Consider the following 12,910-nt stretch of genomic DNA (forward strand, 5'->3'; position numbering starts at 1 on the left):
TTGGCTATCCGTTAGCCTGTTGCTGTTTGCCTTTGCGGGCTTTGTCAATCGATGTCGCTTTGTCAGACGACACGCCGGATGTGGCGGCTTCAGGTTTGGCCGGTTTGCCCTGTTCGGGCAACACAGTGAAGTCTTTTGGCAGGGTAAAAAAAGATTCGCAACCATCTGCTGTGATTACAATGGTATCGGAAATCCCACAGGTCTTGTCGCCATCTACCCCCCACATCCAGGGAATGATGTGGAACGTCATGCCCTCTTGCAGTACGGTCGACTCGCCTTGTTTCAGGCTGACAATATAGCCTTCGTCCCAGCTGGGCGGAAACGCGATCCCAATCGAATAGCCGGATCGAGTGATCAACCTGGCCCCCACGTCATTGTGAGAAATGATATTGCGGATCAGGTTATCGGCATCCGACACTGTCATCCCGGGCTGAATATAGGCATGCAGTGATTGCAGCGCCAGCTTCATGGTTTCCTGCGCTTTGTGCATGGAATCGGTCAGCTCTCCCAAAATCACAGTGCGCATCATGGCGGTGTGATAGCGACGATAACAACCGGCCACTTCGAGAAACACATGCTCGCCCGGTTGCACCACCCGCCCTTCCCAGGTTGCATGCCCTATCATAGTTCTGGGTCCGGAGGTCACATACGGCATCACAGCCGGAGGTTCCCCGCCTGCTTTGAACATCGCCGCGCTGATGGCCGCACCGATTTCATTTTCGGTTACCCCAGCCTGACAGGCCGCAATGCCGGCTTTCATACCAGCTTCGGTGGCAACTGCTGCCCTGCGCATCAGCTCGATTTCGACCGGCGATTTACAGATACGTCCCTGTTCGACAATGCCGAAGCAGTCGAGCAGTTTCGCTTCCGTCAGCGTGGTGTGTATGGTGTCCTGCTGATAGGCCGGAAAGAAGTAGCTGTTTCTTTCGTAGCCGATGCGCTTTCTTGACAGTCCGAATTCCCGCAACGCATCCACCAGCATCTGAATCGCATCACCGGTATCGGGATAAGGCCGGGTCCGTTCAATCCAGGTCCGGGCAAAAATGTTCGACTCTTCCATCGCCCGGGTAATCATGAAGGGCTCATCTTCCAGCGGTACAACCAGCGCCTGAAAGAAGGAATAGCCGGTGGTCTGGTAATCGGTCAGGTACATGATATTTTCCGGATCCGTGATCACCACCGCATCCAGATGGCGCTGGGCAATACGCTGGCGCAACTCACCCAGACGTCGCTCATATTCCTCAAAAGGAAACGTCATATCGTCGCGTTTTTTCATATCGCCTCCCGGAGCACGTTTTGCGTCACTTCCACCAAAATAGCCAGCCCTGACTGCAAGTCCGCCTCCGGCGTTGTCAGTGGCGGGATCAGTTTGATCACCCGGCCGCCGCTGCCGCAGGCCGAGACCAGCAATCCAGCCTCGAAACAGCGTCCGACTATGGTTTTCGCCAGCTCCCCGAGGCCCACATCGACGCCGTACAGCATGCCTTTGCCGCGTACTTCCACTCCGGCCAGATCCGCCAGCGGCGCCAGCGCCGCAGACATCATCGCGCCTTTTTGCTGCACCTCTTCCATCAGGTGGCTGTCTTCGAAATAACTCAGCGCTTCGCAGCCCGCTACAAAGGACAGGCACTGCCCGCGAAAGGTGCCCGTATGCTCACCCGGTGACCAGTGCTTATCCAGCTCCGGTTTCACCAGATTCATGGCAATCGGGGTGCCCATGCCGCCCAGCCCTTTGGCCAGACAAACGATATCCGGATCGATGCCGTAATCATCGAAACTGAAAAACGAACCAGTTCGCCCCATCCCGGCCTGAATATCATCCACAATTAATAACGCACCGACCGATTTCGCCAGCGATGCCAGCCGCTGCAGCCAGGCTTTATCGGCAATGTTGACGCCCCCTTCGGCCTGCACCACTTCGACCATAAACGCGGCCGGTGGGGTGACGCCGCTTGAGCCGTCCTGATAACTGTCTTCCAGCATTTCCAGCGCCTGCAAGGCTTGCTCTGCCGTTTTGCCTTGTGCGCCGAAAGCGGTATGTGATACGTGGGTCAGCGGCACACCCGCCGCACCGCGGAAGTACTGATTCGCGGTACAGGCCAGCGCGCCTAAGGTCATCCCGTGAAAACCATGCTGAAAGGCGACAACCTCATGGCGTCCGGTGACCCGCCGCGCCAGTTTCAGCGCTGCCTCGACGGCATTGGTGCCGGTCGGGCCCATAAACTGCATCTTGTGGGGCATATTTCGCGGCTCAAGAATCACGTGGTGAAACCGCTCCATGAAGCGGCGTTTCGCGCTGGTGTGCATGTCCAGGCTGTGTGTCACCCCATTGCGCTGGAGATAGTCGATCACCGCCTGCTTCATGCGTTCGTTGTTATGACCAAAGTTCAGCACCCCGGCACCGGCGAAGAAGTCGATGTACTCTTTACCCTGCTCATCGGTCTGCCTGGCATTGAAAGCCGTATCAAAAACGACTGGATAGACCCGGCAGTAAGCCCGGATTTCGGATTCGCGCTGTTCAAAAATGCTCATCGTACATCTCCTTGTGCTTTAAAATCTCTGGTGTGAACAGGGCTGTTGCACTGTGCTGATTCACTCAGCCAGCCCTCAACAGCCCTTTGATTTTTTTAACCCTCTCTACCCTGTGTAGTTCGGTAATGGCGCCCCCGCAAGCCGGGCATACCAGCGAACCACTTTTTCGAGCAGTCGATCATTAAAATCGTAGTGGGGACTGTGGCAGGGATACTGATGGGTCGGCTCGCCATCATCGGCCCCGATCAGGGCAAAGGCACCGGGCACCTGTTGCAGGTAATAGCTGAAATCTTCCGAGGCCATCACAGGCAAAGAAATGGCATGATCCAGCTGCTGACCCTGATCGGCCAGCCAGGCATCACGGGCCTTGGCAGCAGGTTTGGCATGATTGATCGTGGCACTGTAACGTGGCTGGATCGCCACCTCGCAGTCGACGCCATAACTCATGGCAGTATGATGGCTGATCTCTTCAATCAACTGGTTGATCCGGGTTTTGGTTTGATCATCAGGCACCCGGATACTGCCGCTCAGCACCGCTTGTTGGGGGATCACCGTCAGGCCGCTGGCGGCTTCAATTGAGGTTACACTCACCACGGCAGCATGCTGGGGCGGTAAGCGACGGCTGATGATCTGCTGCAAATTGAGGGTAATCGCCGATGCCGCCAGCACAGGATCGGCGCAGAGTTCCGGCTGACTGGCATGGCCGCCGCGCCCTTTGACTGTGATGGAAAACGTGGCGTTGCCGCACATCACCAGTTGGTCCGGACAGATCATCTTGCCAAACGGGATCGCCGGCCAGTTGTGCCAGCCGTAAATTTCATCGACCCCTTCCAGTGCCCCGTCAGCAATCATTTCGCGTGCACCGTGGCCGCCCTCTTCCGCAGGCTGAAACAAAAAAGTAACCGGGCCGGACAAAGTCTCTTCATGTTGTTTCAGCCAGGCGACGGTGGCCATCAGCGCCGCCGTATGGCCGTCATGACCGCAGGCATGCATACAGCCCTGCTGCTGTGATGACCAGGTACGGCCGCTGTCTTCATGAATCGGTAAAGCATCGATATCGCCCCGCAGAGCAATGTGGTGACCGTTCGGATTGCCGGACGCAATATGCGCCAGCGTGCCGGTTTGTGCACAGGGTCGCCAGTCGATCCCCATCGCGGTCAGTCGATCACGAATGGCGGCGGCGGTATTGTGCTCCTGCCATCCCAGCTCAGGATGACGGTGTAAATCCTGCCGGAAAATTTTTGCAGTCGACAGATTTTTTTGCCAGAAGTCGGACATAGGGGTTCCTGTGTGAATACTGAAAAGACCAAAACAAATTTTATTTATTATTTCGGCACTTACCAGCAAGCCTAGTCAGGAAGAGCCGGATTCTCAATGTTGATGACTCTCTGTTGATGACTCTCTGTTAATGACCCTCTGTTGATGAGCCTGAACTGCGTGCTGTCCTCACAGGGTCACTCAGCCACGCCTGTCTTCCCGGTCTCCCCACAGGACACAGAGATGTAAACCGATTCACAGTCTGACCATTTCATGCTGTTCAGCGGACGATTTTGATTGGGTGTTCGACTGCAGTCTGGGACACTATGCGCTATAGCAAGGTTTCACTGAACAGCGATCGACAACAGATCGGGAGAACAGGAATGACTCAGGAGCTCTATATCGGTGTCATGTCAGGCACCAGCATGGACGGCGTAGACACGGCGTTAGTGTCTGTTGACGGTGACCAGATTCAATTGCTGGCCCATGATGACTATCCCATGCCAGACTCGCTCAAACAGCGGCTGCTGAATGTCTGCATCGGACAGCAAACGACGCTGGTTGAAATCGGTGAACTGGATCATTGGCTGGGTCACTTGTTTGCCGATGCCGTGAATGCCCTGCTGGACAAATCCGGTTACCGGGCCGATCAGATCCGCGCGATCGGCAATCATGGTCAGACTGTGTACCACCAGCCGGTCGGCGATGCGCCGTTCACGCTGCAAATCGGCGATGCCAATATTGTCGCCGCGAAAACCGGGATTGATACCGTGGCGGATTTCCGCCGCAAAGACATGGCATTGGGTGGACAGGGTGCGCCGCTGGTTCCGGCTTTCCACAGGACGATTTTCCAGTCGATCGATTCCAGCGTGATCGTGCTGAATATCGGCGGAATTGCCAATATTTCTGTGATGCGCCCCAACGAAAACGTCCTTGGTTTCGATACCGGCCCGGGCAATATGCTGATGGATGCCTGGTGCCAACGGCACACCGGTCAGAAATTTGACCGCAACGGCGACCTGGCCGGACAGGGCAAGGTGGATGACCCATTGTTGAATGACTTGCTCAGCGAGCCGTATTTCGCGCAGCCTGCCCCCAAAAGTACCGGCCGGGAGCTGTTCAATCTGCCCTGGCTGGATGCCAAACTGAACCATCACACTCTCAGTGCGCCAGATGTGCAGCGTACCCTGTGTGAATTCACTGCAGTGACCATTGCCAACGAGGTCAGACGCTTTAAAACCGGTCCGGCTCCCCAGTTGCTGGTGTGCGGTGGCGGTACACGAAACCCTGTGCTGATGGCGCGCCTGTCGGCCCTGCTGGGCGACTGGCAGGTCGCACCCACCAGCGACTATGGCGTCGACAGCGATTACATGGAAGCCATGGCCTTTGCCTGGCTGGCGCAGCGCCGCATTCATGGCCTGCCGAGCAATTTACCTGAAGTGACAGGCGCCAGCCGACCCGCATCACTGGGCGTGCTTTATTTCGCTTAATCTGTTGTTGAGGGTTATTTTTCAAAAAGGGGCAGCACACGTTGGCTGCCCCCTTTGATTCAGCCGAAAAGAAAATACAGCAGATTCAGAACCGCCAGCGCGATAATCGGCCAAAACGTCAACTGCATCCCCAATATCCGCCCCTTGAGGCTGTCCGCCAAAATGCCCCGGCCATGAATCACCCGGCCGGCCGTGAAAAACAGCCCAATCACCACAATCAGCCAGCCTGCTCCGCCGTTATCTTCCAGCAAAAAAAGCAAGATCAGGGTAATAGGGATATAGTTCACCGCATTTGACTGCGCAGAACAGGCCAGTTGCAGATCTTTTGCTTCGGCTCCCCCATCGCCGTAACCAATCTGATGGCGCCGGCGGGCCTTAATCACCTGCATGGATAACCAGCACAGCCACAATGCCAGCACAGCTGCAAAAAAACTTGTTGTCATACCCTGAATGCTCCCGGTTAATTACTTAAATTTTCATCATCTTACACTATGAATGTCGTTTTGCATCCCCGCTAAACCTGCACATTCTTATTCTCGCGACACCCATTTTCTCAGGCGCTAATGAAGGTCAAGCTGGACAACACTAAGCTAACAGTCAGAAAGCAATAAAAAGTGATTCTGTGCTGATACAGAGTCGCGACACCTTATTTTTGACCGCGGAGTGCGGTGCGATTGACTTGGGGGCTGCACATGATGAACAAATCATGGGAGTGCGCGTGTGGGCTGATTGGTATCAGCCTGCTGGCTGGCTGTGGCGGTGATGCCAAACAGCCTGTCGCGCCGGTAAAAACCATACCTTCCTACACGATCACCGCCATTGACGGGTATCTGCAAAGTGCACGGGCCTGGGTGGATGTGGGTCAGAACTTCCGCTTTGAATCCGGCGACCGCCAGGGCACAACCAACGCATCGGGCCAGGCATCCATCGCCCTGAACGGGCTGGAAAACCCGGCGCAGTACGCTGCTTTCGTCCTGGCGATTGCCGGACAAACCGTGGATCTCGACAACCCAGGCACGCCGGTCAGCAAAGGGTTTTTAATGTCTGCACCTATCGGCTATACCACGGTCACCCCGCTCACCAGTATTGTGCACCTGTACATGTATGAAGGGCTGGGCGAGTCGACGGCGATTTCTGCCACCGCGCAGTCGCTGGGTATCGGTGCCAGTCAGGTGATGGGCGACTACATCGCCAATGGCCTGGACGATATTGCGGTTAAAGCACGGGCCATTGTCCAGCTGGGCATATTGCTCAAACAGGAAGTGAGCCGTGAAGAAGAGCTCGCCGTCCCCATGGCGGAGTTCCGCCGCTTGCGTGATGTCTTGAAGCAGCTGGATACCCGTCATCACTTAGTGTTTGATGCCCATAACCGCGTCGTGCTCGACGGCAATAACCTGCCCATTGTGGTGGACGATGCGGCGCTGAAAACCGACAGTGACGGTGACGGCGTCATTGATGCAGCCGATCCCTTCCCGAATGATCCCAATGAAAACGCCGATTTCGATTACGACGGTCTTGGCGATAACCTTGATCCGGATGACGATAATGACGGCCTGACCGATGTGCAGGAAGAGATGCTGAAAACCGACCCGTTCAATCCCGATACCGATGGGGACGGAGTGAAAGACAGCGAAGATGCTTTCCCGACAGATAAAAACGAAACCGTCGATACCGATGGAGACGGCATCGGTGACAATGCCGATCCAGACAATGACAACGATGGCGTCAGCGATGAGTACGATGAAGATCCGCAAGATCCCACCAAGCTCAGTTGCCGGTTCGATGCCATAATTTCCAACTCGTTCGAGCTGGATGCCAGCACAATGCACAACATCATTCTGCAATGTGGCGGCTACCTGCCGCTGGGCAGTAATGATGTCAAGGCACTGACTGCGCTGCGCCACAACCGTGTGATGGAAACCGGCACCAGTTATGGCAGCCAGTCAGAGTCTGGTTCAACAGAAGCCTATGAGTTTGAAGACAATGGCACAGCCGTGCGTTATCTCAACGGCGTCGCGGCCGGGAACTACACCTGGAACATTACCGGCAGCAACGAAAAAGACGGGTTCGCTTCCGGCATGATCAAACTGTTCAACAGCAATGGTGACGCCGAAGTCTGGGCGATGCTCAACAAGACCGGCGAGCAAAACCTGTTTATCGTCTTCTCGCAATACGCCAGCAACGGCGACAACATCATTGATACCCAAGCCCTGTGGCAGATGCGCAGCCTGGATTACCGGCAGTCCGGCGATCCCGTCCCTGTGACCAGTGCAACTCTGTCCCCCTGCACGACAGATGATTCGGTGATGAGTGATGGCGCCCCTGCTGTGGCAGCCACCCGGGCCCAGTTTGATACGGCCGTTGAGACCTGCAAACAAGGCACTACCGGGGGTGATCTGACTGTGGCGCCCAGCAGCCTGGCCAGCCAGTCCTTCCTGTGGGGCAAACCGGGCGAGGATCTGAGCAGCCGCTACACCTTCCTGACCAACAGTGGCGACAACCAGGGCTTCGGCTATCGCCTGACCGGCGAAAAAGCCGAGAGCTATCAATGGGAGATCGATAACAACCTGCTGGTCATTCAGGGCCGCGATATCCCGAATGCCACCAGCTGGACGCAGACTTTCTCTCTGCTGGCGGAAGCTGAAGCCGACGGTGAAACCAGCTGGAAAACCTTTACGCTGGATGAGCAATGGGTCAAGGACAATACGCCTGACGGAATCACCGGGGAACAGGGAGCGATCGGCTCCGGTTCGCTGGTACAAAGTGCCCTGCCCGGCCGTTTACTGACCCAGTGTGATGACTTCGACACCGGCTGGAATGACAGCACGCAAAGCCCGACCGACAGCGGCGCGACTCAGGCGGAATACGATCAAGCGCTGACGGATTGCGGCACACCCTGGACGGCGCCACCGCTGGCCTTTACCGGCAACCTGCTGAGCACGGCCCTGCTGACGCTGGAGAACGGCCACAGCCTGGCATTCAACGGTGTACCGGTTCACAATGCGGACGGTCTGCTCTCGGGGAGCGGCAGCTACAATGTACCAAACCCTGATCAGCCCGATCAGCCAGTTACAGAAGCGTTCAGCTGGGTGGTGAATGCCAAAGGACAACTGGTGATCACCTTTACCGACAGCGATAAAGTCATGACCTGGCAGCTGCAGGATGGCGATGGCCTGAGCTTCTCTGCGCTGGGCTTTATGGAAAACCCGGACTGGCAGCTGAACCCGGATCATGGTGTCATTCAGCAAGTTCGCTTCACAGTATCCCGGATGTTGTAGGCGAATATTGCTGGCGATACGAAAAAACAGGTGGCGAAATTTGCCACCTGTTAGTTTTTTCAGCTAACTCTGATATCAATAAGAGACAGTGCTCAGAGTCAAATCACCGCCAACCCGCATGCAGCCTGCCCTGTACACTTTCATGCATATTGGCACGACTATTGATTAGTTCATGTCACTTTCCACAAACCGGATGTGATGATTCAATGAAACCGACCCTGAAAAAAGTGATTCTTCCTGCTTCTCTGGCTGGTATTGCGCTGTATACCGGCATCATCAATTTCAGCTTTGCCGACGAGCAGACTCGCACTGAATCTGTCCGTGCATTCAATCAGCTGTCCGTCGAAAAAGGCCTTGAGATCTATGTGCATTGCAGCGACAGCAATTATCTTGAAGCCACAGGTCCGGCTGCCGCTCTGGAGAAAATGACAGTCTCTGAACAGCAGGGCACCTTGCTGATCAGCAATCGCTCGGGTGACGATTGGGAAAGCACTGAACCACTGAGTGTCCATATTTACACATCCCAGCCCCTCCAGCGCCTCGACGCCAGATATGGCATTGATGCGACCGTGGACGGCTGCGCTGTGGCCAGCGACAGTTTCGCCGTCACAGGCAAAATGGGCAGCAAACTGGTGCTGAGTGGCAGCACAGACACCCTGCTGCTGGATCTTGCCATGGGGGCCACACTCGATCACGCCGCTCAGCCTCTGTATGTTAACCAGGCGACCGTTGAACTCGGTATGGGTGCCAGCGCCAGCCTGTGCCATGCCAAGTCGGTCTCGGGCCGTCAGTCTGCCGGCACGAAGTTGTCTGTTTCACCCGACACTCAGACCCGGATCAACAGCAGTTATGGGACGGCCTTGGTGGTTGATGAGTGTTGAGGGATGGTCATCAATCATGTTGAACACATTTGGAGTTCGAAGGTATGTCGCGCTTGAGTTCGGGGCTTATCTCAGCATCTTTATATGCGCGCCAGTGACTCTTTGCTGGCCCAAAGAGTCACCAGAAATGCCTTTGGGTTCGTTGGTGTGGCCCGGGACGGTTGTAGGCGCTCCCGGCGCCGACAACCTGAAAATTCGTCCTGAATTTTCCCCTGAAAGAGTGGATTTTTTTGGGATTACTAACTCGTTGCCAGACAGTTATCTTTGAGGCAAGTATTCATTGTGTAGTGGTTTAATAAACCCGGACACCATTTAAGGTGGTAAAGTAGCCACCAAAGAAAGAGGGGTTCAATGACCAAAAAACGACGCTCATTTAGTCCTGAGTTCAAGCGTGAAACTGCAAGTTTGGTACTCGACCAGAATTATTCAATACCTGAAGCATGCCGCTCCGTTGGCGTCGGAGAGACGGCACTTAGACGTTGGGTTGAGCAACTCAGAGCTGAGCGCGGAGGCCAAACACCAACATCGAAAGCACTCACGTCAGAACAACAAAAAATTCAGGAGCTTGAGGCACGAATCAATCGCTTAGAGCGGGAAAAAGCGATTCTAAAAAAGGCCACAGCTCTCTTAATGTCGGACGAACTCGAACGTACGCGCTGATATACCAGTTGAGGGAGCATGAATCGGTTCACTTGGTCTGCTCAGTATTCGATATTTCTTCATTCAGTTATTACGAGTACAAGCAACGACAACAACGCGTTGATGTTGAACGCATGGAACTTCGTAGCAAAGTCAATCGACTCTTTACACTCAGCCGAGGTGCTGCCGGTAGTCGTACAATCACCTGGATGATGCGTGAACGCCGTTATTTCATCGGTCGTTTCAAAGTCAGAGCGCTGATGAAAGAAGCGCAGCTTATCAGTAAGCAGCCAGGTCCACATGCTTACAGGAATGCGACCGTTGAGCGGCTGGATATTCCGAACCGTCTCAACCGAGAATTTCATGTGTGTGGCCCTAATCAGGCTTGGTGTGGTGATATCACTTACATCTGGGCTGGTAATCGGTGGTGCTATCTGGCTGCTGTGATTGACCTGTTCCGTCGTCGTGTTGTCGGTTGGGCGATATCAGATAAACCAGATGCTTCATTGGCCGCAAAGGCTCTGACCATGGCCTATGAGCAAAGAGGCTGGCCACAAGGTGTACTGTTTCATTCAGATCAAGGCTGTCAGTACACCAGTCGTCTGTTTCACCAGCATCTATGGCGTTATCGCATGACTCAAAGCATGAGTCGTCGTGGTAATTGCTGGGATAATGCACCGATGGAGCGGTTGTTTAGAAGTCTGAAATCGGAGTGGATACCAGCAACAGGCTACCCATCGTTCACAGACGCAACTAAAGATATCAGTCGTTATCTGATGGGCTATTACAACAGGGAAAGGCCACACAGCTACAATGATGGTATTCCGCCTGCAAAGGCAGAAAATCAACCTAATTTACTGTCCGGAATTCGTTGAACACTACAGTTTATCGGGGCTCTCAGGGTTCTGGTGCAGACTATCTTACCTGGCCACGGACTGAATAGCCGCACACCGTGATGAGTGCTCTTTGTCAGATGTAGGAATCATTCGTATCTGTACAACCGCGCGCTTGCGGACTTCTGGGGATTACAAGATTCTTCTTCGCATTGGCTAATTCCCTCAAGAAAGCTAGCCTGCGACTAACCGGGGTGATTCATATCTCTCGTTCAACATGTTGGCTCCATGATCGTCCAAGAAGGGCATTTATGCCTGATGTAAGCTAGGAGTGGGTTAACATTCTGTACACGACAAGCGCCCAAATGTAACAATTGTTACAATAAATTCTTTTACATATGGAATTATTGTTTTATAGTGCCAATATTCAAATTGATGCTATGTGAGCAGTTGCTTATCATTGCGGGTCACCATGCAGATATCGAATACAGACAGACATAAAGCCATCCCTGGCTCGAAGGGTCTGCTTTTGCTCACTGTTTGAGATGTAGCACTATAAGGAATACTTATTTATGCAGGCTAGAGTCTAGATAGCTGAAAGCTATTCATCCAATAACTTTGCTCATAAGGTCAAAGAGAATCTTGCGTTTTATGAGACCCCAGCATCTTGGCTTTTTAAGCTATCTTATAATATTTTAAAGAGAGTGTGGTAAAGATGAAAATCTTAAGTCTCAAATACGATTTTATATTTTCCCTGCTTCAGCAAAAAGGTTACTATTTTTTTAAAAAGCAATCAGTAAAATCAGTTGAACAGCAGAACTTTAAATTTGGAAAACGACGCATTTACCTTATTCATGATGCCGAGATGATAAGGTCGGCTTTTAAAGTCGGTAAAAGATTGCATAGAGAACCATTAAAAAAAATTATTGGCAACGGGCTTTTTTCTGAAGAAACAAATTCTGAGAGTAGAAGCAGAAGGCGAAAAATACAAGAGAAGATAAAAAGTGGCACGATTAATTATGTCAACGACTGTATTGCTAAGAACTATCAGAATTTCAAATTAACTGGACTGCAGGAAAAATCTATTGTCACAAGGTTACAACACCTAAGTATTGAAACTAATGTGGATATAGTATTATCCCCCGAAAACTATACTGAGAAGAAAGAGTTATGCGATGCAATTTCAATTATCCTCGAATATATTGAATATAAATTATTTTCAAGAATAAAAATAGGATGGGGAAAAAGAAACGATTCAATGATGCGAAAGCATATATTTCTGAATACGTGGGAAGAAAGATCTTACAACCTGAGCTAGTATCAAAAGATAGTTTATTGGGTTGTCTTCTATCACTTTACAACGAAGAAGAATTAGATGAACAACAAGTAATTGATGAGGTTCTTTCTTTCCTAGGAAGTGGCGTAGAAACAGCCGGGATAATGCTCGTCTGGATTGCCAAATGTTACCTTGATTATCCACAACAAGCAGAAGTGCTTAGAGCTGAGTTAATTGAACAACAATTGAATTGCCGCACAGCACTTTCAAACAAAAAATTTTCCAATTACGTTATGGAAGTCTTGCGACATTATCCAGCTGCCTGGGCGATGATTAGATATATCGAAGATAATCAGATTTCAGGGGTTGAAGCAGACTCATTTGTTTGGCTTTCTCCGTGCGTTACGCATTTTGACCCACGGTATTGGGAGGAGCCAGAATCATTCAAGCCAGATAGATTTGACTACCCATATAATAAGAATGCTTACTTCCCATTTTCTCAAGGTACGCATAAATGTTTTGGTGAGTATCTTGCAATGAATCAAATGAAAGCATTTGTTTATCACTGTACGACAAAACTTGACATACAAAACAGTAATATATGTGTTAAAGGGTATTCATCGAAACTTGCTTTGTCACCAAAGAAAATAACTGGAAGATTAGTGGAAAAAGCGTGAAATATTATTATATTTACTTAGCATAAACAGTAGGTAAATATTAATTC

At 52.1% G+C, this 12,910-nt stretch carries 10 protein-coding genes; 6 read left to right on the forward strand and 4 right to left on the reverse strand.

What is annotated here, in order from left to right; all coding sequences use genetic code 11:
• Positions 1-4: 4 nt before the first annotated feature.
• The 3 genes from doeA to doeB2 all read right to left on the reverse strand — a co-directional run bounded on the left by doeA (position 5) and on the right by doeB2 (position 3,810).
• On the reverse strand, positions 5-1,276 hold the full coding sequence (gene doeA / locus P4S53_RS03340) for an ectoine hydrolase (protein ID WP_337111373.1): 1,272 nt from the start codon (positions 1,274-1,276) through the stop codon (positions 5-7).
• Positions 1,273-2,532 (reverse strand): aspartate aminotransferase family protein, encoded by a 1,260-nt coding sequence (locus tag P4S53_RS03345; protein ID WP_337111374.1) that lies wholly within the window; start codon positions 2,530-2,532, stop codon positions 1,273-1,275. The genes doeA and P4S53_RS03345 overlap by 4 nt, the downstream gene beginning before the upstream one ends.
• A 105-nt stretch (positions 2,533-2,637) precedes the next feature.
• Entirely contained in the window at positions 2,638-3,810 is a 1,173-nt protein-coding gene (doeB2, locus tag P4S53_RS03350; RefSeq protein ID WP_337111375.1) for a N(2)-acetyl-L-2,4-diaminobutanoate deacetylase DoeB2, read from the reverse strand.
• A gap of 362 nt (positions 3,811-4,172) precedes the next feature.
• On the opposite strand from doeB2, the gene P4S53_RS03355 reads away from it, so the two are divergent.
• Positions 4,173-5,279 (forward strand): anhydro-N-acetylmuramic acid kinase, encoded by a 1,107-nt coding sequence (locus P4S53_RS03355; RefSeq protein WP_337111376.1) that lies wholly within the window; start codon positions 4,173-4,175, stop codon positions 5,277-5,279.
• 59 nt (positions 5,280-5,338) lie between these two features.
• On the opposite strand, the gene P4S53_RS03360 is transcribed toward P4S53_RS03355, so the two are convergent.
• The gene (locus P4S53_RS03360; RefSeq protein WP_337111377.1) at positions 5,339-5,722 is read right to left on the reverse strand and encodes an MAPEG family protein; all 384 of its coding nucleotides are present in this window, start codon (positions 5,720-5,722) and stop codon (positions 5,339-5,341) included.
• Between the two features lie 249 nt (positions 5,723-5,971).
• Between P4S53_RS03360 and P4S53_RS03365 the strand changes: the two genes are divergently transcribed.
• The 5 genes from P4S53_RS03365 (at position 5,972) to P4S53_RS03385 (ending at position 12,863) form a co-directional block, all read left to right on the forward strand.
• Positions 5,972-8,557, forward strand: coding sequence for a hypothetical protein (locus P4S53_RS03365; protein ID WP_337111378.1), 2,586 nt, complete (start codon positions 5,972-5,974; stop codon positions 8,555-8,557).
• A 206-nt stretch (positions 8,558-8,763) separates the two neighbouring features.
• Complete coding sequence (locus P4S53_RS03370) at positions 8,764-9,438, forward strand: GIN domain-containing protein (protein WP_337111379.1); 675 nt, start codon at positions 8,764-8,766, stop codon at positions 9,436-9,438.
• 351 nt (positions 9,439-9,789) lie between these two features.
• Positions 9,790-10,952, forward strand: a protein-coding gene (locus tag P4S53_RS03375) for an IS3 family transposase (RefSeq protein ID WP_337111380.1) whose coding sequence is annotated in 2 segments (ribosomal slippage) — positions 9,790-10,045 and positions 10,045-10,952 — 1,164 coding nt in all. Because the reading frame shifts where the segments join, the coding sequence is not laid out codon by codon here.
• A gap of 673 nt (positions 10,953-11,625) precedes the next feature.
• Positions 11,626-12,228: a hypothetical protein gene (locus P4S53_RS03380; protein ID WP_337111381.1), complete on the forward strand. Its 603-nt coding sequence runs from the start codon at positions 11,626-11,628 to the stop codon at positions 12,226-12,228.
• Positions 12,147-12,863 carry a cytochrome P450 gene (locus P4S53_RS03385; RefSeq protein WP_337111382.1) on the forward strand — a complete coding sequence of 239 codons (717 nt, stop codon included), beginning with the start codon at positions 12,147-12,149 and terminating at the stop codon, positions 12,861-12,863. Before P4S53_RS03380 ends, P4S53_RS03385 begins: the two co-directional genes overlap by 82 nt.
• Positions 12,864-12,910 lie beyond the last annotated feature (47 nt).

The sequence above is a fragment of the Photobacterium sp. Hal280 genome (assembly GCF_037162255.1).
In the GTDB taxonomy this organism is placed as follows: Bacteria; Pseudomonadota; Gammaproteobacteria; order Enterobacterales; family Vibrionaceae; genus Photobacterium.